Source organism: Streptomyces sp. NBC_00223, assembly GCF_036199905.1.
GTDB lineage: Bacteria > Actinomycetota > Actinomycetes > Streptomycetales > Streptomycetaceae > Actinacidiphila.
On sequence record NZ_CP108109.1, the window covers coordinates 7,863,999 to 7,885,957 of the forward strand.

The 21,959-nt window shown below is 71.2% G+C and carries 19 protein-coding genes and 1 riboswitch; of the genes, 12 read left to right on the forward strand and 7 right to left on the reverse strand.

The window, feature by feature from the left end; all coding sequences use genetic code 11:
• Positions 1 to 25: 25 nt before the first annotated feature.
• The 3 genes from OHA30_RS33440 to OHA30_RS33450 are packed head-to-tail and all read right to left on the reverse strand — an operon-like array spanning position 26 to position 3,116.
• The gene (locus tag OHA30_RS33440; protein ID WP_328917610.1) at positions 26 to 925 is read right to left on the reverse strand and encodes a carbohydrate ABC transporter permease; all 900 of its coding nucleotides are present in this window, start codon (positions 923 to 925) and stop codon (positions 26 to 28) included.
• Positions 922 to 1,827: a carbohydrate ABC transporter permease gene (locus tag OHA30_RS33445; protein ID WP_405784849.1), complete on the reverse strand. Its 906-nt coding sequence runs from the start codon at positions 1,825 to 1,827 to the stop codon at positions 922 to 924. Before OHA30_RS33445 ends, OHA30_RS33440 begins: the two co-directional genes overlap by 4 nt.
• Entirely contained in the window at positions 1,794 to 3,116 is a 1,323-nt protein-coding gene (locus OHA30_RS33450; protein ID WP_328917611.1) for an ABC transporter substrate-binding protein, read from the reverse strand. The genes OHA30_RS33445 and OHA30_RS33450 overlap by 34 nt, the downstream gene beginning before the upstream one ends.
• 427 nt (positions 3,117 to 3,543) lie before the next feature.
• Between OHA30_RS33450 and OHA30_RS33455 the strand changes: the two genes are divergently transcribed.
• A complete protein-coding gene (locus OHA30_RS33455; protein WP_328917612.1) occupies positions 3,544 to 4,338 on the forward strand; it encodes a putative protein N(5)-glutamine methyltransferase in 795 nt (264 codons plus the stop codon).
• A 71-nt stretch (positions 4,339 to 4,409) separates the two neighbouring features.
• On the opposite strand, the gene OHA30_RS33460 is transcribed toward OHA30_RS33455, so the two are convergent.
• Positions 4,410 to 5,480, reverse strand: coding sequence for a HoxN/HupN/NixA family nickel/cobalt transporter (locus OHA30_RS33460; protein ID WP_328918101.1), 1,071 nt, complete (start codon positions 5,478 to 5,480; stop codon positions 4,410 to 4,412).
• A 290-nt stretch (positions 5,481 to 5,770) separates the two neighbouring features.
• A riboswitch (cobalamin riboswitch) is annotated at positions 5,771 to 5,892 on the forward strand.
• 34 nt (positions 5,893 to 5,926) lie between these two features.
• On the opposite strand from OHA30_RS33460, the gene OHA30_RS33465 reads away from it, so the two are divergent.
• The 5 genes from OHA30_RS33465 to OHA30_RS33485 all read left to right on the forward strand — a co-directional run bounded on the left by OHA30_RS33465 (position 5,927) and on the right by OHA30_RS33485 (position 9,437).
• Positions 5,927 to 6,142 carry a CbtB domain-containing protein gene (locus OHA30_RS33465; RefSeq protein WP_328917613.1) on the forward strand — a complete coding sequence of 72 codons (216 nt, stop codon included), beginning with the start codon at positions 5,927 to 5,929 and terminating at the stop codon, positions 6,140 to 6,142.
• A 33-nt stretch (positions 6,143 to 6,175) separates the two neighbouring features.
• Positions 6,176 to 7,036 (forward strand): CbtA family protein, encoded by an 861-nt coding sequence (locus OHA30_RS33470; protein ID WP_328917614.1) that lies wholly within the window; start codon positions 6,176 to 6,178, stop codon positions 7,034 to 7,036.
• Positions 7,033 to 7,761 carry a (2Fe-2S)-binding protein gene (locus tag OHA30_RS33475; protein WP_328917615.1) on the forward strand — a complete coding sequence of 243 codons (729 nt, stop codon included), beginning with the start codon at positions 7,033 to 7,035 and terminating at the stop codon, positions 7,759 to 7,761. The genes OHA30_RS33470 and OHA30_RS33475 overlap by 4 nt, the downstream gene beginning before the upstream one ends.
• A gap of 140 nt (positions 7,762 to 7,901) precedes the next feature.
• On the forward strand, positions 7,902 to 8,675 hold the full coding sequence (gene cobF, locus OHA30_RS33480) for a precorrin-6A synthase (deacetylating) (RefSeq protein ID WP_328917616.1): 774 nt from the start codon (positions 7,902 to 7,904) through the stop codon (positions 8,673 to 8,675).
• A complete protein-coding gene (locus OHA30_RS33485; RefSeq protein WP_328917617.1) occupies positions 8,676 to 9,437 on the forward strand; it encodes a cobalt-precorrin-6A reductase in 762 nt (253 codons plus the stop codon).
• Between the two features lie 24 nt (positions 9,438 to 9,461).
• Here the strand turns inward: OHA30_RS33485 and metX are convergent, their stop codons facing one another.
• Entirely contained in the window at positions 9,462 to 10,616 is a 1,155-nt protein-coding gene (gene metX / locus OHA30_RS33490; RefSeq protein ID WP_328918102.1) for a homoserine O-acetyltransferase MetX, read from the reverse strand.
• The gene (locus tag OHA30_RS33495; protein ID WP_328917618.1) at positions 10,613 to 11,971 is read right to left on the reverse strand and encodes a bifunctional o-acetylhomoserine/o-acetylserine sulfhydrylase; all 1,359 of its coding nucleotides are present in this window, start codon (positions 11,969 to 11,971) and stop codon (positions 10,613 to 10,615) included. Before OHA30_RS33495 ends, metX begins: the two co-directional genes overlap by 4 nt.
• A gap of 525 nt (positions 11,972 to 12,496) precedes the next feature.
• On the opposite strand from OHA30_RS33495, the gene OHA30_RS33500 reads away from it, so the two are divergent.
• Positions 12,497 to 12,721 carry a DUF6296 family protein gene (locus OHA30_RS33500; protein WP_328917619.1) on the forward strand — a complete coding sequence of 75 codons (225 nt, stop codon included), beginning with the start codon at positions 12,497 to 12,499 and terminating at the stop codon, positions 12,719 to 12,721.
• Positions 12,722 to 12,818: 97 nt separating this feature from the next.
• Here the strand turns inward: OHA30_RS33500 and nhaA are convergent, their stop codons facing one another.
• Positions 12,819 to 14,723, reverse strand: coding sequence for a Na+/H+ antiporter NhaA (gene nhaA, locus OHA30_RS33505; RefSeq protein ID WP_328917620.1), 1,905 nt, complete (start codon positions 14,721 to 14,723; stop codon positions 12,819 to 12,821).
• A 158-nt stretch (positions 14,724 to 14,881) separates the two neighbouring features.
• On the opposite strand from nhaA, the gene OHA30_RS33510 reads away from it, so the two are divergent.
• The 5 genes from OHA30_RS33510 (at position 14,882) to OHA30_RS33530 (ending at position 21,915) form a co-directional block, all read left to right on the forward strand.
• Positions 14,882 to 15,736 (forward strand): alpha/beta fold hydrolase, encoded by an 855-nt coding sequence (locus OHA30_RS33510; protein WP_328917621.1) that lies wholly within the window; start codon positions 14,882 to 14,884, stop codon positions 15,734 to 15,736.
• A gap of 187 nt (positions 15,737 to 15,923) precedes the next feature.
• On the forward strand, positions 15,924 to 16,154 hold the full coding sequence (locus tag OHA30_RS33515) for a hypothetical protein (protein ID WP_328917622.1): 231 nt from the start codon (positions 15,924 to 15,926) through the stop codon (positions 16,152 to 16,154).
• Between the two features lie 24 nt (positions 16,155 to 16,178).
• On the forward strand, positions 16,179 to 17,378 hold the full coding sequence (locus tag OHA30_RS33520; protein ID WP_328917623.1) for a flotillin family protein: 1,200 nt from the start codon (positions 16,179 to 16,181) through the stop codon (positions 17,376 to 17,378).
• Positions 17,379 to 17,739: 361 nt separating this feature from the next.
• Positions 17,740 to 20,367: a glycosyl hydrolase family 8 gene (locus OHA30_RS33525; RefSeq protein WP_328917624.1), complete on the forward strand. Its 2,628-nt coding sequence runs from the start codon at positions 17,740 to 17,742 to the stop codon at positions 20,365 to 20,367.
• A 180-nt stretch (positions 20,368 to 20,547) separates the two neighbouring features.
• A complete protein-coding gene (locus OHA30_RS33530; protein WP_328917625.1) occupies positions 20,548 to 21,915 on the forward strand; it encodes an NAD(P)/FAD-dependent oxidoreductase in 1,368 nt (455 codons plus the stop codon).
• The last annotated feature ends 44 nt before the right edge of the window (positions 21,916 to 21,959 follow it).

The window sequence follows — 21,959 nt, forward strand, 5'->3', positions numbered from 1 at the left end:
CTGTCGCGGTCCGGGGACGTGACGGCTACTTCGTCGCGCCCTGGGTGAAGCCGTTGTAGATGAACCGCTGGAGGAACAGGAAGATCACCAGCGTCGGCACGATCACCAGGATCGCGCCGGCCGAGATGTCCTCCCAGTGGGCGCCGTAGGGGCCCTTGAAGCGGAAGAGCGAGGTCGAGATCGTGCCCAGGTTCTCCGAGGGCATGTAGAGGAAGGGGATGTAGAAGTCGTTGTAGACGGTGATCCCCTTGATGATCACGACCGTGGCGATGGCGGGCTTGAGCAGCGGCAGGATGATCCGCCAGTAGATGGTGAACGAGTTCGCCCCGTCGATCCGCGCCGCCTCGTCCAGGGACACCGGGATGCCCCGGATGAACTGCAGGAAGATGTAGATCGAGACGATGTCCGTGCCCGTGTAGAGCAGGATCGGCGCCCAGCGGGAGTCGAACAGCCCGAAGTCGTTGATGATCCGGAAGGTCGCCACCTGGGTGGTGACGCTGGGCACCAGCGTGCCGATCAGGAAGAGCGCCACCACCGGGCGGCGCATCCGGAAGTGGTACCGGTCGATGGCGTAGGCCGCCATCGAGCCGATGAGCACGGTCCCGGTGATCGAGAAGAGCAGGATGAACGACGTGTTCCAGAACGCCGAGAGCATCTTCCCGTCGCGGAACGCCGTCACGTAGTTGTGGTAGTTGAGCCAGTTGTGCGGCAGCGACAGCGCGCCGCCGTCCTGCGCCAGCTCACGCGAGGTCTTGAGCGAGGTGAGGAACACCGCGAACAGCGGCAGCAGCATCACCACGGAGGCCGCCACGAGCGAGACGTACGTCAGGGTCCTGGCGACCGTCCGGCGCGTGTGCGCCGAACGGTCCTGCTCGGAGAGGTCCCGCGTCTTCGCGCCCGGCGGCGGGACGAGCGTCGAGGTCATACGAGGTCGGTCCTCTCGTCGGGCACCAGCAGCCGTTGCAGCCAGGTGACCAGCAGAATGATGACCAGCAACGCGACGGCCGACGCCGAGGCGAGACCCATCTTGTTGAACTGGAAGGCCAGCTTCACCGTCTGGATGACGAACGTCTGGGTGCCGGCCGCGCCGCCGGTCATGATGTACGGGATCTCGAAGACGGACAGCGACCCCGAGATCGCCAGGATCACGCTCAGGCTCAGCACCGGCCGGATACCCGGCGCGATGATGTGCCGGAACTGCTGCCAGCGGTTGGCGCCGTCCAGCTCCGAGGCCTCGTACAGCTCCCCGGGGATGGACTGGATCGCCCCGAGGAACAGCACGAAGTTCAGGCCCATGAACCGCCACACCGACACCCCGGACAGCGAGGTGTTGGCCATCCGCCCGCTGCCCAGCCAGAAGTGGTGGCCGTGCGCCCCGAACAGGCTCAGTACCGAGTCGAGGGTGCCGCCGGGCTGGAAGAAGTACAGGAAGACGAAGCCGACGGCGACACCGTTGATCAGGTAGGGGAAGAACAGGATCCCCTTGAAGAGGTTCCTGAACTTCAGGTTGAAGCTCAGCACGGTGGCGAAGTACAGCGCCAGCGTGATCTGCACCACCGACGCCACCAGGTAGTACAGGCTGACGAAGAAGACCTGGAAGAGTTCGGGGCGGGTGAAGAGCTCGACGTAGTTCTTGGAGCCCACGAAGTTCTTGTCCGGGCTCACCCCGTCCCAGTCGGTGAAACTGTCCGAGATCATGTTCGCGACCGGGACATAGGTGAACGTGATCAGGAGGGCGAGCGGTACGGCCAGGAACATCCATGGCGTGACGAGCCGCCACACCCGCGCCCGGGTCACAGGCCCGCGGTCTTCTGTGCTTCGGCCCACTTCTTGCTCAGCGACGTGAAGACCCCGTCGAGGTCGCCGCCGGCCGCGCCCCTGGCCACGTCGATCAGGTGCTGGCGGTAGTCCGGCTTGGTCAGACCGACCTCGGACTGGTTGTCGATGTTGTTGACCTCGGCGTTCTTGGCCTGGGAGACCTCGACCAGCTTCACGCCCGCGTCACTGAACGGCTTCAGCGAGCTGGGCAGCGGCGCGCCCTTGAGCGAGGGGACGGCCTGGTTGGTCTGCACATAACCCGACTTGTCGGTGAACCAGTCGATCCAGGCGCGGGCGGCCGCCTTGTGCTTGGAGTGGATGCTCACCGCTTCCTGGTAGTCAGGGGCGATCGGGGAGCAGAACTTGCCGTCGACCTGGCTGGGGAAGGGCATGTAGCCGATCTCGGACGGGTCCTGGCCGGCCTTCTTCGCGGCGTCCTGCATCTGGACGATCGCCCAGGAGCCGAGCCACATCGAGCTGATCTTGCCGGTGGCGAGCAGGCCCTTGGAGTTCTCCCAGTTCGTGGTGGTCGGGTCCTCCTCGGAGAGCTTGTCGTGCACGATGTTGTAGAGCAGCGTGTCGCCGACGTTGAGGTCGCTTCCGGCCTTCCACGGGTCGGGCTCGGTGGCCAGCTCGTCATTGGCCTTCGGGTCGCAGGAGACCGCGCCGACCACGCTGGACCAGGCGGTGAGCGGCCAGCCGTCCTTGTAGTTGGTGTAGTACGGCGTGGCGGACGTCTTGGCCTTGATCGCCTTGAGGTCGCTGATGAACTCGTCCGGCGTGGTCGGCCAGGTGGTGATGCCGGCCTGCTCCCAGACCTTCTTGTTGTAGACGAAGCCGTTGGCGTTGGTGAAGTTGGCGATGCCGTAGACCTTGCCGTCCACCGTCGCCTTGTCGGTGAAGGTGTACTGCTTGCTGAGGTCCGCGGCGCTGCCCAGCGACGCGAAGAACTTCGGGTAGTCGTCCTGCTTGATGACCGCGGGGATCATGAGCACGTCGCCGTAGTTCGACGTGTTCATGCGGATCTTGACTTCGCCCTCGTAGTCGGTGATGCCCTCGAAGGTCACGTGCACCTTCGGGTAGATCTTGTTGAACTCGGCGGCGTACTTCTTCATCGTGCCGTCCTGCACCAGGTCCGTGCGCTGGGTGAGGACCTTGACGTCACCGGTCACCTTGGCGGGATCGGTGGGTGAGGAGGCCGACTCACCGCTCGACGACGAGCCTCCGCCACCGCCGCAGGCCGTCGCCAGCAGCGCCATGGTGGCGAGCAGCGAACCGGCCAGTACCTTGCGCTTCATGTGCACCATCTCCGTTTCACGACATCCGTCCGAGCGAGTCCAGGAGGGGACGAGTCGCGCAGCGCGGTTACTTAAGCGATTCAGTAGCGGAACGACCGCACTATTGCATTGGGTTGTTGGTCGGTAAAGGGACTGATTCAGCGCTGATGCTTAACCGTTACATTGCGGTTCAGTGCGGGGCACGCGGAGAAGGCGCGGCGAGGCCCCGGCGGACGGGCGGGACAGGCCCGGCGGCCCCGCCGGTGGGGTAGGTTGAAGCCCATCGGCACCGCGCGTGCGCCGGGTACGGCAGCGCGGACGAACCGGAGGAGGTGGGACCGATTACCCCCAGCACACGACGGGCGCTCCCGCCCCACGGCCGCGCGGACTGACGGCGCGGCCGCCGATCGACGCCGGGGAGCTCCCGCAGGCTTCCCGAAAGGCTCTCATGTCGGAAATCGCATCACAACCGTCCGAACCGGTTCTCGTCGCCACCCTGCGCGCGGCCGGCTGCGTCTTCGCCGAGGACGAGGCGCGGCTGCTCACCGCCGCCGCCCGCACCCCGGGCGAACTCGCCGCCATGGTCGAGCGGCGCGCCGCCGGTCTGCCGCTGGAACACGTCATCGGCTGGGCCGAGTTCGGCGGACTGCGGATCGCCGTGGACCCCGGGGTCTTCGTACCCCGCCGCCGTACCGAACTCCTGGTCCGGGAGGCGGCCCGGCTCGGCCGCCCCGGAGCCGTCGTCCTGGACCTGTGCTGCGGCTCGGGCGCGGTCGGCGTGGCGCTCGCCGCGGCCCTGGGCCGGGTCGAACTGCACGCCGCCGACCTCGACCCGGCCGCGGTGCGCTGCGCCCGCCGCAACGTCGGCGCCGCGGGCGGGCGGGTCCACGAGGGCGACCTGTTCGACCCGCTGCCCGCGGACCTGCGCGGGCGCGTCGACGTGCTCGCCGCCAACGTGCCCTACGTGCCCACAGGGGACGTCGGCTTTCTGCCGCCGGAGGCCCGGGAGCACGAGGCGCTGATCGCGCTCGACGGCGGCCCCGACGGGCTCGACGTGCTGCGCCGGGTGGCCGCCGGGGCGCCCGGCTGGCTGGCGCCGGGCGGCTCACTGCTCTTCGAGACCAGCGAGCGGCAGGCCGCCCTCGCTGCCGGGGTCGTCGAAGCCGCCGGACTGCGGCCGCGCGTGGTGAGCGACGACGGGCTGTACGCGACGGTCGTGACCGGGACGCGCGCGGCCCGCTGACCTCCGCGCGGGCGAAAGGGGCGGCCCCCGCGCCGGGAGCCGCCCCTTGCCGCCGTGCCGGGGCTCGGGGTTCAGTCCTGCTGCTCCGCGGGCCGCAGCCCGGCGGACCACTTCTCCTCGATGTTGCCGAACCTCCACACCGCGAAGGCGATCGCCCAGGTGCCGAAGAACAGGCCGACGATCACATACCCGACGATGTTCAGATCCAGGCCGCCGACCCAGTCCCAGAAGGCGCCGTGCAGCTTGGCCTTCTCACCGATCAGGCCCAGCAGTTCCACCGTGCCGATGATCAGCGCGACCGCGACCGACAGACCGGTGATCGTCAGGTTGTAGTACACCTTGCGGACGGGCTTGGAGAAGGCCCACTCGTAGGCGAAGTTCATGAACGAGCCGTCGATGGTGTCCAGCAGCGACATACCCGCCGCGAACAGCACCGGCAGGCACAGGATCGCGTACCAGGGCAGCCCGGAGGCGGCGCCGGAGCCCGCGAGCACCAGCAGCGCGATCTCGGTGGCGGTGTCGAAGCCCAGGCCGAACAGCAGCCCCAGCGGGTACATCTGCCACGGCTTGGTGATCGACTTCATCAGCCGGCCGAGCAACCGGTTCATGAACCCGCGGTTGTTGAGCTGCTCCTCCAGCGCGGCCTCGTCGAAGTCGCCCTGGCGCATCTGCCGGAAGACCTTCCAGATCCCGGCCAGGATCAGCAGGTTGAGGAACGCGATGACGTACAGGAACGTGCCCGAGACGGTGGTGCCGATCCAGCCGGTGACGTTGTGCAGCTGCGAGTTGTCGTCCTCGACCGGGTTGGCCAGCGCCTTGACGCCCAGCGACAGCAGGAGCGCCAGGGCGAAGACGATGCTGGAGTGACCGAGGGAGAACCAGAAGCCCACCGACAGCGGGCGCTTGCCCTCGCCCATCAGCTTGCGCGTGGTGTTGTCGATCGCCGCGATGTGGTCGGCGTCGAAGGCGTGCCGCATACCGAGCGTGTACGCGGTGACGCCGATGCCGATGCCGAAGGACTTCGTGCCGAGGCTGTAGTGCTCGGGGGCCACGACCGCCACCAGCGTGAACCAGCCGATCACGTGCAGTGCCACGATGAACGCGGCCATGCCGCCGAGCCTGCTCCACTCGGACCTGCTCATCGATCCCGATATCCGTCTCCAGCGGGACGCGGCGGTACCGGCCGGTGCCTCGGCGGTGCTGGTCATGGTTTGGTCCTCCGTGCTGACGGCGTGCGGCGCTGACTGCGGCAATGTACTAGTTGCAATTTACTCGCAATAGCGCGGGTGTCACCCGTGCGGCTGTGGACAACGGTGGTGCGCCGGGCGCGCGGGCGCGGGGCCGGCCCGGCGGGAGAGCTTGGTCACAACTGGTCGGAACGCCCGGCGGATTGACGTTCGCCCTGATTGACGCCCTGAACAGGCAGCCCTACGCTCCTTGACGTAGTGATGGTGTGGGGAAGCCGGTGGGAATCCGGCACGGTCGCGCCACTGTGAGCCCCCCGCCGCCAGGCGGCGGGCGAGTCAGACAGCCACCCGTCACGACGCCCATGGAACAGGGACGCACGATCCCCTAAGGAGGGCTCACCTTGAGCAGCATTTCCCCCTCGCGCCCGGCGGCCACACCGGTCGTCCTGCCGGTCTCGAAGTCCGTACTCCGGCTGGTCGGCACCGCGGTCCTCGCGCTCGCCGCCTACTACTTCATCGGTGTCGACCAGGGTGCCGTCTCGGTGTTCGGCAACGACATGCACATCCACGAGTTCGTCCACGACGCGCGTCACTTCCTCGGCTTCCCCTGCCACTGACGCCCCGGCACCTCTACGTACGGACAACTCGACATGGAAAAGAAGCTCATACTGCGCGGCGTCCTCGCCGGCGCAGTCGCCGGGCTGCTCGCCTTCCTCTTCGCCCGCGTCTTCGCCGAGCCGCTGATCGGCAAGGCCATCGACTACGAGAGCGGCCGTGACGCCGCGCAGGCCGCGCTGGACAAGGCGGCCGGACTTCCCGCGGGGGCCGCGGACCCGGACCTGTTCAGCCGGACCGTCCAGGCGGATGTCGGCATCGGCGTCGGCATGATCGTCTTCGGCATGGCGATGGGCGCGCTGTTCGCCGTGGCCTACGCCGTGTGCCTGGGCCGGGTCGGGGGCCTGCGGGCCCGCAATCTGTCGCTGCTCGTCGCGGGCGGCGGCTTCCTCGGCATGTACCTGGTGCCGTTCCTCAAGTACCCGGCCAACCCGCCCGCGATCGGCCACGAGGAGACCATCAGGGCCCGCAGCGGCCTCTATCTGATCATGGTGGTCTGCTCGATCGCCTTCCTGGCCGGCGCGGTCTGGCTCGGCAAGCGGCTCCAGGCGCGCTTCGGCAACTGGAACGCCACCCTGCTGGCGGCGGGCGCCTTCGTCGTCGCCATCGGCGTGGTCATGCTGCTCCTGCCGTCGCTGGGCCATCTGGCCGTCAACAAGCGGGAGTTCGGCAACCACGCCACCGAGACCCCGCTGCCGCTGACCGACGGCAAGGGCACCATCGTCTACCCGGGCTTCCCGGCCGATGTGCTCTTCTCGTTCCGCTTCTACTCCGTCGGCGCGCAACTGCTGCTCTGGTCCGCCATCGGGCTGCTCTTCGCGCCGCAGGCCGAACGGCTGCTCAAGCCGCGTCCGGACACCCCGTCCACGCGGGAGCCGGCCCCCGTGCCGGCATGACCCCTCCCGCCCCGGACGACCGCCGGGAACCGGGCGCGGTGGCCGAAGGGGTCACCGCGCTCGGGCCGTTCTTCGCCCTGGACCTCCACCCGCCCGGGTCGCCGCCGGCCGGGCCCTGGCAGCCGGTGACCCGGTCACTGCTCGACGAGCGGACGGCCGAGGTCGGGGCCAGGCTCGCCGCCGCCGGGGGACAGCGGCCCGAGGCCGTCGAGCTCCGGGTCGCCGCCTCCGTCGCCCATCTCGGCCTGGCCGCACGGCTGGTGTCGCCCGCGCTGGCCGCCGCCGCGCTGTACGGGCGGCCGCTGGTCTTCGGCCTCGGCGACGTGCGCTGGCAGCCCGTGCTCGGCGGGCCCGTACCCCTGTCGCTGCCCGCGGACGCGGTGGGGGAGGCCGGTACGCCCGAACGGCTGGCCGGCGTGCTGGCCGCGGAGCTGCTGGCCGGGCCGCTGGAGGAACTGGCCGCCGCTTTCGCGGTCTCCGCGCACATCGCGCGCGGCAACACCGTCTCCGCCGTCAACAGCGCCGCCGCCATGATCGCCCGAGCCCGGCCCGAGGCGGCCGGGCCCGCCCGCGCGCTGGCCGCCCTCCTGCTGGCCCGCCCACCGCTGGCCGGCGAGAGTTCCACCGCGCCCGACGGCTCCTTCCGGCGCCGCAGCTGCTGTCTGATCTACCGCGCCGCACCGGACCGCAAGGGCGCCCTGTGCGGCGACTGCGCGCTGCGGTGAGCCGCGGTGAACCAGTCCGTCCGACCCGAAGGGCCGCCGTGCCAGACTCACCGACCGTGAAACCGACGGCGGATCCGACCGTGAAACCGACGGCGGATCCGACCGTGAAACCGACTGCGGATCAGACCACGGATCCGACCGTGAAACAGATCCGGGTCATCGGCATCGGGGCGGGCGACCCGGACCAGCTGACCCTCCAGGCGGTACGGGCGCTCGGCGACACGGATGTCTTCTTCCTGCTCGACAAGGGCGAGGAGAAGTCCGACCTGGCGGCACTGCGCGCGCTGATCCTGGAACGCCACGCCACCCGCTCGCACCGGGTGGTCGTCGCGCGCGACCCCGAGCGGGACCGTACGGCGGCCTCGGCGGCGTACGTACCGGCGGTGGACGACTGGCGGCGGCGCCGGGCCGACATCTACGAGCGGCTGATCACCGAGGAACTGGCCGACGGCGAGTGCGGGGCGTTCCTGGTGTGGGGCGACCCCGCGCTGTACGACAGCACGCTGGGCATCCTGGAGGACGTGCACGCGCGCGGCGCCGTCGCCTTCGGGTGGAGCGTCGTGCCCGGCGTCAGCAGCGTCTCGACGCTCGTCGCCCGGCACCGCACGGGCCTGAACCAGGTCGGGCGTCCGGTGCAGATCACCACCGGGCGGCGGCTGGCCGACGGCGGACTGCCCGCGGGGGTGGACGACGTGGTGGTGATGCTCGACGCGCGTCAGACCTTCGGACGTTTCACCGGGCAGGGCCTGCACATCTACTGGGGGGCGTACCTCGGCACGGCCGACGAGATCCTGCTCGCCGGGCCGCTGGACGAGGAACTGGCCGACCGTATCCGTACCGTCCGGGCCGAGGCCCGCGCCCGCAAGGGGTGGATCATGGACACGTATCTGCTGCGCAGGGGCGGCGGGCACTGAATGCGGGTGCTGATCCTCGGCGGCACCGCGGAGGCCCGCGAGCTGGCCGACCTGCTCGCAGCCGACCCCACCATGGAGGTCACCACGTCGCTGGCGGGCCGCACCGGGCAGCCACGACTGCCCGAAGGGCGGGTGCGCACCGGCGGGTTCGGGGGAGCGGCCGGGCTCGCCGGGTGGCTGCGCGCCGAGCGGACCGACGCCGTGGTGGACGCCACGCACCCCTTCGCGGCCGCCGTCAGCCGGCACGCGGCCGAAGCCGCCGCGGAGGCACGGGTCCCGCTGGTGGCGCTGCGCAGGCCCGGCTGGACGGCGGGGCCGGGGGACCGGTGGCACTGGGCCGACACGCTCGCGGACGCGGCGGCGGCGCTGCCGGGCCTGGGCCGGCGGGTCTTCCTCACCACCGGACGGCAGGGGGTGGGGGAGTTCGCCGCGCTCGGTCTGTTCTTCCTGATCCGCTCGGTCGAGCCGCCGACGGGACCGCTGCCGCGCGATCACCGACTCCTGTTGGGCCGAGGCCCGTTCACGCTCGACGGCGAGCGGGAGCTGCTGCGCGGACACCGGATCGACGTCCTGGTCACCAAGGACAGCGGCGGCCCGGCCACGGCGGCGAAGCTCACCGCCGCCCGCGAGGCCGCGATCCCCGTCCTCCTCATCCGCCGCCCACCCCCGCCCCCCGAGGTCCCCACCACCCCGACCCCCACGGCAGCGGCCACCTGGCTCCACGCCACCCGGGCCAACAAACCAAGCCTGCCCGGCGTTTGAGGGCAGGCCCGGAGGGCGCGAACGTCAACCCACCAACTCCCGCACCAGTGCCCCCACCTGCCCCGCCTCGATCAAAAACCCGTCGTGCCCGTAGGGAGACGTGATCACCCGCACCCCGTCCGCCCCCGGAATCCCCGCGGCCAGCTCCGCCTGCTGGACCAGCGGGTAGAGCCGGTCGGAGTCGACCCCGGCCACCACCGCGGGCGCGGTCACCCGCCGCAGCGCCGCCGCCGTACCCCCGCGGCCCCGCCCGATGTCGTGCGCGTTCATCGCCTCGGTGAGCACCACATAGCTCGCGGCGTCGAACCGCCGCACCAGCTTCTCGGCGTGGTGGTCGAGATACGACTCGACCGCGTAACGCCCGCCCCGCCAGGGGTCCTCCGTGTCCTGCGCGGCCCGCCCGAAGCGCCCGCGCAGCTCGTCCTCGCTGCGGTACGTGATGTGCGCCAGCCGCCGGGCGAGCCCCAGCCCCGTGTGCGGGCCGCCGCCCGGCCCCGCGTCGTGGTAGTCGCCGCCGCGCCACGCGGGGTCGGACCTGATCGCCCGGACCTGCGCCGACGCCCACGCGATCTGCTCCGCGCTCGACGCCGCCGGGGTCGCGACCAGCAGCAGCGCCCCCGTGCGCTCCGGGTGCCCGACCGCCCACTCCAGCGCGCGCATCCCGCCCATCGACCCGCCGACCACCAGCGCCCAGCGGTCGATGCCGAGCCCGTCCGCCAGCTCCGCCTCGGCCGCGACCTGGTCCCGCTGGGTCAGAAACGGGAAGGAGCCGCCCCAGCGCCGCCCGTCGGGGCGGTACGAGGCCGGTCCGGTGCTGCCCTGGCAGCCGCCCAGGACGTTCGGCGCGACCACGAACCACCGGTCGGTGTCCAGCGCCCGGCCGGGACCGATCAGCGTGTCCCACCAGCCGGGCGTCGGATGCCCGGGACCGGCCGGGCCGGTGACATGGCTGTCCCCGGTGAGCGCGTGCAGCACGAGCACCGCGTTGGACCCGTCGGCCGCGAGCCGCCCCCACGTCTCGAACGCCAGCCGTACACCGGGCAGTTCACCGCCCGCCTCCAGCGGCAGCGGACGGTCGGGCGCGTACCACCGGCGGCGGCCCGGCGGGTCCCCCTCCTGCCAGGCCCCGGTGGCCGGCAGAAGGGGGACGCCGCCTGCCGTACGGGCGGTGGTGCTCAGGACGCGCCCTTCGCCGCGCGGAACCCGGCCTCCAGGTCCGCCTTGAGGTCGGCCAGGTTCTCGATGCCGACCGACAGCCGTACCAGACCCGGCGACGCGCCCGTGGCCAGCAGCTGCGCCTCGTCCAGCTGGCTGTGCGTGGTCGACGCCGGGTGGATGATCAGACTGCGGACGTCACCGATGTTGGCGAGATGGCTGAACAGCCGCACCCCGTCCACGAACCGCTTGCCCGCCTCCGCGCCGTCCCGCAGCTCGAAGGTCAGCACCGCGCCCGCGCCGCGCGGCAGATAGCGCTTCGCGGCCGCGTGGTAGGGGCTCGACGGCAGGCCCGCGTAGTGCACGGCCTCGACCTCGTCGCGCTCCTCCAGCCACTCGGCCAGCGCCTGCGCGTTCGCCGAGTGGCGCTCCAGCCGCAGCGACAGCGTCTCCACGCCCTGGAGCAGCAGGAAGGCGGAGTGCGGCGACAGCGCGGGCCCGAGGTCGCGCAGCAGCTGCACCCGCAGCTTGGCGGCGAAGGCGCCGGGGCCGAGCGCGGGCCAGTACTGGAGGCCGTGGTAGCTGGGGTCGGGCTCGGTGAAGTCGGGGAAGCGCTCGGCGTGCGCCCCGAAGTCGAAGGTGCCGCCGTCGACCACCACGCCGCCGATGGTCGTACCGTGCCCGCCGAGGAACTTCGTGGCCGAGTGCACCACGATGTCCGCGCCGTGCTCGATCGGCCGCAGCAGGAAGGGCGTCGCGACCGTGTTGTCCACGATCAGCGGCAGCCCCTCGGCGTGCGCCAGATCGGCGACCGCCCGTACGTCCAGCACGTCACCGCGCGGGTTGCCCAGCGTCTCGGCGAAGAACGCCTTGGTGTTCGGCCGGATCGCGGCCCGCCACGCGTCGGCGTTGTCCGGCTCCTCCACGAAGGAGACCTCGATGCCGAACTTGGGCAGCGTGTGGTGGAAGAGGTTGAACGTGCCGCCGTAGAGCGACGCGCTGGAGACGATGTGGTCGCCCGCGCGGGCCAGCGTCAGGATCGCCAGCGTCTCGGCGGCCTGCCCCGACGCCAGCGCGACGGCGGCGACCCCGCCCTCCAGCGCGGCGACGCGCTGCTCGAACACGTCCTGCGTGGGGTTGTGGATACGGGTGTAGATGTTGCCCGGCTCGGCGAGCGAGAAGAGGTCCGCCGCGTGCTGGGTGTCACGGAAGACGAAGGACGTCGTCTGGTAGATCGGCACCGCCCGCGCACCGGTCGTGGGGTCCGGCTCGGCTCCGGCGTGCACCTGCTGCGTCTCGAACGACCAACCGGGCCGGTCGTCCACCCCGGCGTCGTCGGGCGTGTGCCCCGCGGTCACGGAGTCGATGGGCTGGGTCATGGCTCTCCCCTGAACTGGCGTACGGGTGTACGTGGGTACGGAAACGGCACCCGGCCGCGGACCGTGCGGCCTCGAAGGGGGCACGGCTGCGCACCGGGGGCGGTGTGACACAAGGGGTGATCGGCCGCCGGAAGGGCGGCAGAACGCCGGGCGCGCGACGTCAGCGCACGGCGGGACACGCCATGGTCGTGACGCGCGCGTAGTCCACGTGGCGGCGCATCACGAGCAAGGTCATGCGGGCCATGCAACCACAGCGTTCCCGGCCTGTCAGCGGGCGGAGCGGTTCCCGCGCGGCTGTTACATACTGTTCGTTTTCCCACTCGAACGGACTCGGCGTACCGACCGGTCGGCAGACCCCCGTATCCCCGGGGACCGCGGCCCGCCGCCGGGCCCCGGAAACCGCATCGGTACAGGGTTTCCGCGGCCCGGGAGGCATCTTCCGCGTCACCGCGCGATGATGGAGAAGGCCCATCGAAACAGGGGAGGCAGCAGCGTGCTGCCTGATGACCTGGTCGGGAGGCACTCATGGAATATCCGGAAACCTACGAGCTGGTCTTCGGAGCGCCCGCCGTCGAGGACGACGTCGTGACCGTGCACCGCAGCGCCCAGTCGGGCGCCGGCGGCTACCCCGTCTACGAGGACGACACCGGCATCGTGCGCGCCGAGATCAGCGCCGACGGCGAGGTGCGGATGGTGGCCAGCGGCGGCCACCAGGACCCCGAAGTGCCCCGGGCGATCCGGGTGCGCTGAGCACCCGGCCCCGCTTCCCCGTACCCGCCGCCCACCGAACGGCGGCAGCCCCCGTACCGTATCGCCGTACGGGGGCCGGAGGCGCGTGCGCGCGCCTCTACGGCTCGTCCGGGCCGTTACCGTCCACCAGCACCACCCGGTCCCGCGCGGCCACGACCGAGGCGGACAGTCCCGCGATGTCGTAAGCGCCGTGGTGGCGGCGGCCGTTGACGAAGAAGGTCGGGGTGCCCGACACCCGGCTCAGATCCGCCGACTCCACGTCCCGGGCGACCCTCGGCGCGCCCTTGCGGGCCCTCAGCGCGAGGTGGAAGGCCTCCACATCGAGGTTCAACTCCTCCGCGTAGCGCAGCAGATCCTTGATCTGGAGCTCGTCCTGACGGGTGATCAGCAGATCGCGCATCGCCCAGAACTCGCCCTGGAGCGCCGCCGCCTCGGCCGCCTCCGCCGCGAGCTGCGCGTGCGGGTGCACATCGGTCAGCGGCAGATGACGCCACACGTACCGGATGTCGCCGAAGTCCGCGAGCAGTTCGCGCACCACGCTCTCGGCCTGCCCGCAGTAGGGGCACTCGAAGTCGCCGTACTCCACCACCGTGACCGGCGCGTCCGCCGGGCCGCGCAGATGGTCGAGGTCGGGGTCGACCGGATCGGCCAGGTCCACCACCGACTGCGCGGTGCCCAGCAGCGCCCGCGCCCGGCGGGCCCGGGGGAGCCGGGCGGTCACCAGCGCCACCGTCGTGGTGGAGAGCATGGCGAAGACCACCGCGCTGAGCACGCCGATCTTCGCCTCGTCGAGCTGCCGCCCGTGGAAGGCCAGGGTGGCGATCAGCAGCGACACCGTGAAGCCGATGCCCGCGATCGTGCCGCCCCCCAGCACCGCGGCCCAGCCCACCGGCGGCCGCATCCGGCCCCGGCTCAGTCGGGTGGCCAGCGCCGAGGCGCCCACGATGCCGATCGGCTTGCCCAGACCGTAGGCCAGCAGGATGCCCAGCGTGATCGGTGAGGTGAACGCGTCCGCGAGCAGCGAACCGTTGATCGCGATGCCCGCGTTGGCCAGGGCGAACAGCGGCACGATCACATAGCTGCTCCACGGGTGGAAGAGCCGCTGGAGCCGGTCGTTGGGGGACAGCGCCGAGGCGATGCCCTGCCGCGCCTCGCGCTCCAGCTCCGCCGTCGGCTGCTCGCGGAAGGAGCGGAACAGACCGCTGGCCCGCTCCAGCGCGTCCCGCGAGGCCGGATAGGCGTACGACAGCAGGCCCATCACCAGGCCGACCACCAGCGGGTCCACCCCGGAGTGCAGAAACGCCACCCAGGCCACGATCCCCAGCACCGCGTACACGCCCCCGCGGCGCAGCCCGGCCCGGCGCACCCCGGCCACCAGCGCCAGCACCCCGATGCCGATCAGCAGCGGGGTCCAGGTGATGTCGTCGCTGTACGCGACGGCGATCACCGCGAGCGCCACGAAGTCGTCCACCACCGCCACGGTCAGGATGAAGGTGTGCAGCCGCCGCGGGAAGCGCGAGCCGAGCAGCGCCATCATGCCCAGCGCGAAGGCGGTGTCCGTCGACATCGCCGTGCCCCAGCCGTGCGCGGAGGACCGGCCCGCGTTCACCGCGAGATAGATCGCGACCGGCACCACCATGCCGCACACCCCGGCCAGCAGCGGCAGCGGAATACGGCGCCGGTCGCGCAGCTCGCCCATGTCGAACTCGCGGCGCGCCTCCAGACCGACCACCAGGAAGAACAGCGTCATCAGCCCGCTGTTCACCCAGTCGCGCAGATCCAGGTTCACCCCGTGGTCGCCCAGCCGTACCGACAGATGGGTGGTCCACGCCGAGTCGTACCCGGCCGGGTCGGTGTTCACCCAGGCCAGGGCCGTGAGCGTGGCCACGAGCAGTACGGCGGCGCTGCCCGTCTCGGTGCGGATGTACGCCCACGCCGTGGCGGCCGTCGTACGGTCACTCTCGGTCCGACCCGACAAGGGCGTCGTGAAGCCCCGGAACATCCAGCCTCCCACCAGTGCGTACGTCTCCCCACACCCTGGCACGAGCCGGGCCCCGGCGGCGCGCGACCCGAGGGGCGGACCCGGGCGTGGCGGCGTACCGTTCTGTCGCGAACGGGGTGCGGCGCACCGAGTGTTCAGCCGACCTGACGGGGACGGACATGACAGCCGACACGAGCGAGCGGCGCAGCGTCGCACTCGGCGCGGGCACCGTCGAGTACGGCGACACCGGCGGCGACGGGCCCGTCGTCGTCCTGCTGCACGGGCTGGCGCAGAACGGCACGGTGTGGCGGCGGGTCGTCGCCGATCTGCGCGCCGACCACCGCTGTCTGACCCCGACGCTGCCCGAGGGCGGCCACCGCATCGCGATGAGGCCCGGCGCGGATCTGTCGCCCCGGGCGGTCGCCGCGCTGGCCGCGGAGTTCCTCGACCGTCTCGATCTGCGCGAGGTCACCCTCGTCGAGGTCGACTCCGGCCGCGCCCAGCAGGTCGCCGCCTTCCACGGGGAGCGGCTGGCCCGGCTGGTGATGGTCGCCTGCGAGGCGCTGGAGAACTATCCGCCCGGGCTGTCCGGCAAGATGATCAGCCTGGCCGCGAAGGTGCCCGGGGGCATCGGACTGGCCGCCCGGGTGATGGGCACCCGTCCGCTGCGCCGCACCGCCGCGGGACTCGGCGTCCTGACCAAGTACCCGGTGCCGGACGAGGTCCTCGACGACTGGATGCGGCCGCTGCTCACCGATCCGGCCGTACGCGGCGATCTGCGCCGCTATCTGCTCGGCGCCCGCAAGGGCGAGATGCTGGAGGCGGCCGAGGCGCTGCGCGGCTTCGACCGGCCCGCGCTGGTGGTGTGGGCGACCGAGGACCGGCTGATGCCCTGGGCGCACGGCGGCCGGCTGGCCGAGATCCTTCCGCTCGGGCGGCTGGTGGAGGTTGCCGATTCCGGCACCCTCGTCCCCGAGGACCAGCCCGCGGCCCTGTCCGCAGCCCTGCGCGAATTCATCGCCACGACCCCCTGACGGCCCTGCCGCGGCGGGTGGCGTTCCTTCGCGCCGCGCGGGCGATTTTTGGCGTGCACCTGTGGAACCGCCGTCGCGCGGTTGGCGTATTCCACAGGGACGGCCGACGACCGGATCAGCGCCCCGAGTGGGAGGATGGTCACAGTCGGAAACAACACTCAACCACGACGACGAGGGGTGGCCGGGAGTGCAGGACCACGCCGTGATCGGCTGTACGGGAAAGCTGCACATCGGCACACGCGGGCCGGCCGGCCCCGGCGAGGTCCTGGTACGGATCAGGGGCGGAAGTGAGGCCTTCCTCGCCTGGTCGGACGAACCGTTGCCCAGAGGGACGACCGTGCTCGTGGTGGAGTCCCGCGGCGCCCGCCAGGTGGATGTCATCGAGTGGACCGATCCGCTGGACGCGCCGGCCGGCTGAGCCGCGCACAGAAGGAGATACAAGATGTTGGGTTATCGCGTTCCCGCGCCCGATGAGGCGATGTTGATCTCGGGCGGCCGACGAGGGCTGGGGGGTGCGCCGTTCCGCGTCGTGACCGGGCACGGGAAGTTCGTGCTGCCGATCTTCCGCAAGACCCGGTTCCTCACCCTGGCCATGTGCGAGGCGGAGGTCGCCGAGACCTGTGTGACCCGCCAGGGCATCGCGCTGACGGTCAAGGCCGTCATCGCGTTCAAGGTCGGCAACGACCACGAGAGCATCGTCAACGCCGGGCAGCGCTTCCTGTCCGACCAGGACCAGATGTCGGTGCTCACCGGCCGGATCTTCGCCGGTCACCTGCGCGCGATCATCGGTTCCATGACGGTGGAGGAGATCGTCACCGAGCGGCAGAAGCTGGCCGGGGAGGTGCTGGAGACCTCCAAGACGGAGATGGCCAAGATCGGTCTGAGCGTGGACTCGCTGCAGATCCAGTCGATCGACGACGGCGAGACCGGTTACATCGACGCGATGTCGGCGCCGCACAAGGCCGCCATCCAGCGGCAGGCGCAGATCGCGCAGGCCCAGGCCACCCAGGCGTCGGTCGAGGCGCAGCAGATCGCGGCCCGTAACCAGGCCGAGTACGCCCGGCAGACCGCAGTGGTGCAGGCCGAGTACTCCGCCCAGGTGGACCGCGCGCAGGCCGAGGCCGCCCAGGCCGGTCCGCTGGCCCAGGCGCACGCCCAGCAGGAGGTGCTCGCCGCGCAGACCGAACTGGCCCTGCGCGCGGCCGAGTTGCGCCAGCAGCAGCTGGTGGCCGAGATCGTCAAGCCCGCGGAGGCGGAGGCCGAGCGGATCAGGGTGCTCGCCGTCGCCGACGCCGAGCGGATGCGTATCCAGGCCGCGGCCGCCGCGTCGTACGACCGGGTCGCGCTCGACCGGATGCTCATCGACCAGCTGCCGCAGATCGTCAAGGAGGCCTCGGCCGGTCTGGCCGGTGCCAATGTCAACGTGCTCAACGGCGCCGACGGCCTCAGCGAGATCGCCGCGGGCCTGGTCAGCCAGGGTCTGACGATCCTGGACTCGGTCCGCAAGAACCTCAACGGCGGTGACAGCCCGTCGGACGGCGCCCTGACCCTGCGCGGTGTCTCCGCCGGCCGGCGTGACGGCACGTCGGGGAAGGACGGCAAGGAGGGCGGGTCCGCGAGCGGCTCGATCGACATCAAGTAGCGGCGACGCCACCCGGAGGCCGGGGGCGCGATCGGCTCGGGCCGGTCGTGCCCCCGGCCTTTCGTATACACGCGGACCGCTCTTTCGTGTGCTCCGTGTGCCTGCGGTCCCTGCCGCCGAACCCGCTGGTCAGCACGGCCGTAAACGGTCCCGGATCTTCATGTACATGATTTTTGGTCAGGGGCAACCGGGACGCTAGAGCGCCGAGTTGGTCCCTGTCAACGCATGGGACGAGCATCGCGCGATCCCTTGACGGGCCGCCCGCGGAGTCACACTCTGTACCGCGAACATGTTAGGAACCTTTCCTAACTATCCATACCGTGACTCTTCCACGCCCTCACCCCGTCAAGGAGCTGACCAGATGGCCCCACCCCTGAAAAGACTCGTGGCAGTCGTCGCCGCGGCCGCGTGCTGCGCGACCGCGGGACTGCTCGCAGGTGTCGGCGGCTCGGCCCAGGCCGCCACCGCCCCGGCCCTCCCGTTCCCGGCCCACACGACGTACAAGGTGGGCGTGCTGCCGTCCGCGTCCCAGAGCGCCCGCGACACCGCGGTGCAGAAGGCGTACGACGCCTGGAAGAGCACCTACCTGGTCAAGGGCTGCGCCTCGAACGAGTACTACGTCTCGACCAAGGGCGACGGCGACGCCCCGAACAACGGCACGGTCTCCGAGGCCCAGGGCTACGGCATGAACATCGTGCCCCTGATGGCCGGTTACGACGCCGACGCCAAGGCCGAGTTCGACGGCCTGTGGCAGCTGGTCAAGGACCACAAGGACGCCGGCGGCCTGATGCAGTGGCAGCTGGACGGCAAGACCTGCAAGTACGCCGACAGCGGCACCCCCGACTCGGCCACCGACGGCGACCTCGACATCGGCTACGGGCTGATCCTCGCCGACAGGCAGTGGGGCGGCTACACCGCCGACGCCAAGGCGTGGCTCGCCTCCTTCTACGCCCACGACGTCGCCCCCGACGGCCACCTCAAGTGCGAGGACGACGGCCCCAACACCGACACCCGGCCGTCCGACATGATGCTCGACCACCTGCGGGCCTTCGCCGCCTACGACACCGCGCACGACTGGAACAAGGTCGTCACCCGCACCGAGGCCGTCATCACCGCGTTCACCTCGGGCTACTCCTCCTCCGCCGGCCTGCTGTCCGACTTCGTGGTCAACGCCGACACCACCAGCCCCAAGCCCGCCCCGGCGAACTACCAGGAGAACCAGCCCGACAACATCGTCGGCTACAACTCCGTGCGCGTGCCCTGGCACATGGGCACCGACGCCCTGCTCAACGGCTCCTCCACCGCCGCCGTCGCCTACGGCGTGGCCAAGAAGGAGTCCGACTGCCTGAAGTCGCTGTCCGGCGGCAACCCGGCCAAGGTCCAGCCGCACATCAAGCTGAACTGTGCCAACGGCAATGTCTCGGGCGACACCGAGGCCGAGGAGGCCGGCGACTCCGCGGGCCCGGCCGCCATGGCCGCCGGCGACCAGGCCTGGACGGACGCGATCTGGAAGCAGCTCGCGAGCAACCCGTTCCAGGACGGGTACTACGGCGAGACGATCAAGATGCTCGTCTACCTGGTGATGGCGGGCGACTACTGGAACCCGGCCACGGCGACCGGGAACCCGCCCACCACGCCCACCCCGTCGGCGACAACCACGCCGACGCCCACGCCCACGCCGACACCCACCAAGTCGGCCACGCCGACGCCCTCGGCCACCACCACGGCGCCCGCCCAGCCCTCGCAGCAGGCGTTCCTGACCTTCTACGGCTGGTACGACAACACCCCGCCGGGCGCCGACATCTCCTACCCCGGTCTGCACAGCACGGCGGGCGGCACCGGCACCTACGCCGACCCGATCACCTTCGCGTCCTCGACCGCCGAGATCGCCAAGGGCGCGCGGATCTGGGTCCCGCGGGTCGGCAAGTACTTCATCATGGAAGACGACTGCGGGGAGTGCAACGACGACTGGAAGGGCAAGGGCCCCAACGGCGGACCCAACCTCTACCACTACGACCTCTGGCTCGGCGGCAAGGGCGGCAACGCGTTCGACGCCATCGACTGCGAGGACGCCCTGACCCACTACAACGCCGACAACACCCCGACGATGGAACCGGTCGTCGTCAACCCGCCCAACAACGAGCCCTACGACGCGACGCCGCTGTTCAACACCGGCACAGGCGCCTGCTACGGCGGGGCGCAGCCGAACTCCACCGTCGGCCAGTACCACAACGTCTCCACCGGCCAGTGCATCACCAAGCCCGCCGGCGGCACCAAGCTGGCCACCGCCGCCTGCGACGCGAGCGCGGCCGAGACCTTCACCTTCCACGGTGCCTTCCTGGTCAGCGGCACCCAGTGCGCCACCCTGTCCGGCTCGAACATCCAGCTGGCCACCTGCGACGGCGGACCGAACCAGCAGTGGTCGATCAACCCCGATCTGACCATCTCCGACATCCAGACCGGCAACAAGTGCTTCCGGGCCAGCGGCAGCACCCTGAGCGCCGGCAGCTGCTCCGGCACCGCGAGCCAGTGGACCTTCACGGCCGCCGACGGCACCGGCAACCCGCCCGGCGGCGGTGGCGGCGACGCCGTGCTGCTCTCCCAGGGCAAGTCCGCGACCGCCTCCTCCACGGAGTCCTCCACCTACGCCGCGGGCAAGGCGTTCGACGGCGACCTCACCTCCACCCGCTGGGGCAGCAAGGAGGGCGTCGACCCGCAGTGGCTGCGGGTCGACCTCGGCAAGAGCGCGGACATCAGCCGGGTCAAGCTCACCTGGGAGGCCGCCTACGCCAAGGCGTACACCGTCCAGGTCTCCGGCGACGACTCCACCTGGACCACCGTCTACAGCACCACGGCGGGCAAGGGCGGCACCGAGGACCTGACCGGCCTCAAGGGCACCGGCCGCTATGTCCGGATCAACGGCACGGCCCGCGGCACCTCCTACGGCTACTCGCTGTACGAGATGCAGGTCTACGGCACCACCTCGTAGCGGCGCCGGTTTCCCACCGCGCCGCATCGGCGACCGCCCCCGGCCGGGGTCCACGGCGGCCGGGGGCGGTCGCGCCTCCGCTGGCGGGCGGGCCCGCCCCGGGATAGGACAGAGGTGCGAGGCCGCGGTCCGTGGGCAGGTGAGAAGACGATCGCCCGGTCGCGAGAAGGGACGGATGTCGTGGCACGATCGAAGATCCTTGTGGTGGGCGCCGGTTTCGCCGGAGTCGAGTGCGTCCGCCGGCTCGAACGAAAACTCACCCCCGACGAGGCCGAGATCGCCCTGGTGACCCCGTTCTCGTACCAGCTCTATCTGCCGCTGCTGCCCCAGGTGGCCTCCGGCATCCTCAGCCCGCAGTCCATCGCGGTCTCACTGCGCCGCAGCCAGAAGTACCGCACCCGGATCATCCCCGGCGGCGCCGTCGGCGTGGACACCAGGGCGAAGGTCTGCGTGGTCCGCAAGATCACCGACGAGCTGGTCGACGAGCCGTACGACCAGCTCGTACTGGCCCCCGGCAGCGTCACCCGCACCTTCGACATCCCCGGCCTCGTCGACAACGCGCGCGGCCTGAAGACCCTCGCCGAGGCCGCGTACATCCGCGACCACGTCATCTCGCAGCTCGACCTCGCCGACGCCAGCCAGGACCAGGCCGAGCGCGTCTCACGGCTCCAGTTCGTGGTCGTCGGCGGCGGCTACGCGGGCACCGAGACCGCCGCCTGCCTGCAACGGCTGACCACCAGCGCCATCGAGCGCTACCCCCGGCTCGACCCGCGCCAGATCAAGTGGCACCTCATCGACATCGCCCCGAAGCTGATGCCCGAACTCGGCGACAAGCTCGGCCGCAGCGCCCAGCAGATCCTGCGCGACCGCGGCGTCGAGATCTCCCTCGGCGTGTCCGTCGCCAAGGCCGGGCCCGAGGAGGTCACCTTCACCGACGGCCGGGTGCTGCCCTGCCGCACCCTGATCTGGACCGCCGGCGTCGCCGCCAGCCCCCTGGTCCGCACCCTCGACGCCGAGACCGTCAAGGGCCGCCTCGCGGTCACCCCCGAGATGAGGGTCCCCGGCGCCGACGGGGTCTTCGCGCTCGGCGACGCCGCCGCCGTACCTGACCTCACCAAGAACGAGGAAGGCGCCGTCTGCCCGCCCACCGCCCAGCACGCCAAACGGCAGGGCCGCAGGGCCGCCGACAACGTCATCGCCGCCCTGCGCCACCAGCCGCTGCGGCCCTACCGGCACAAGGACCTCGGCCTCGTGGTCGACCTCGGCGGCAGGGACGCCGTCTCCAAGCCGCTCGGCGTCGAACTGCGCGGCCTGCCCGCCCAGGCCGTCGCCCGCGGCTACCACTGGTCGGCGCTGCGCACCAATGTGGCCAAGACCCGGGTGATGACCAACTGGCTGCTCAACGCCGTCGCGGGCGACGACTTCGTCCGCACCGGCTTCCAGGCCCGTACCCGCGTGACGCTGCGGGACTTCGAGTACACCGACTCCTACCTCAGCCCCGAGCAGGTCCGCGAGCACGCCGCGGCGGCGAGCCTCCGGCAGAAGTGACCGCCCGGGCCCGGTGACGCGGGGCGCGGCGGCGCCCGGCGCGG

What these genes read in the sequence shown, in the direction of transcription:
- OHA30_RS33440 (WP_328917610.1), bottom strand. Translation starts at nt 925, where the DNA reads ATGACCTCGACGCTCGTCCCGCCGCCGGGCGCGAAGACGCGGGACCTC.
- OHA30_RS33450 (WP_328917611.1), bottom strand. Translation starts at nt 3,116, where the DNA reads ATGAAGCGCAAGGTACTGGCCGGTTCGCTGCTCGCCACCATGGCGCTG.
- OHA30_RS33455 (WP_328917612.1), top strand. Translation starts at nt 3,544, where the DNA reads ATGTCGGAAATCGCATCACAACCGTCCGAACCGGTTCTCGTCGCCACC.
- OHA30_RS33460 (WP_328918101.1), bottom strand. Translation starts at nt 5,480, where the DNA reads ATGAGCAGGTCCGAGTGGAGCAGGCTCGGCGGCATGGCCGCGTTCATC.
- OHA30_RS33470 (WP_328917614.1), top strand. Translation starts at nt 6,176, where the DNA reads ATGGAAAAGAAGCTCATACTGCGCGGCGTCCTCGCCGGCGCAGTCGCC.
- OHA30_RS33475 (WP_328917615.1), top strand. Translation starts at nt 7,033, where the DNA reads ATGACCCCTCCCGCCCCGGACGACCGCCGGGAACCGGGCGCGGTGGCC.
- OHA30_RS33485 (WP_328917617.1), top strand. Translation starts at nt 8,676, where the DNA reads ATGCGGGTGCTGATCCTCGGCGGCACCGCGGAGGCCCGCGAGCTGGCC.
- OHA30_RS33495 (WP_328917618.1), bottom strand. Translation starts at nt 11,971, where the DNA reads ATGACCCAGCCCATCGACTCCGTGACCGCGGGGCACACGCCCGACGAC.
- OHA30_RS33500 (WP_328917619.1), top strand. Translation starts at nt 12,497, where the DNA reads ATGGAATATCCGGAAACCTACGAGCTGGTCTTCGGAGCGCCCGCCGTC.
- nhaA (WP_328917620.1), bottom strand. Translation starts at nt 14,723, where the DNA reads ATGTTCCGGGGCTTCACGACGCCCTTGTCGGGTCGGACCGAGAGTGAC.
- OHA30_RS33510 (WP_328917621.1), top strand. Translation starts at nt 14,882, where the DNA reads ATGACAGCCGACACGAGCGAGCGGCGCAGCGTCGCACTCGGCGCGGGC.
- OHA30_RS33520 (WP_328917623.1), top strand. Translation starts at nt 16,179, where the DNA reads ATGTTGGGTTATCGCGTTCCCGCGCCCGATGAGGCGATGTTGATCTCG.
- OHA30_RS33525 (WP_328917624.1), top strand. Translation starts at nt 17,740, where the DNA reads ATGGCCCCACCCCTGAAAAGACTCGTGGCAGTCGTCGCCGCGGCCGCG.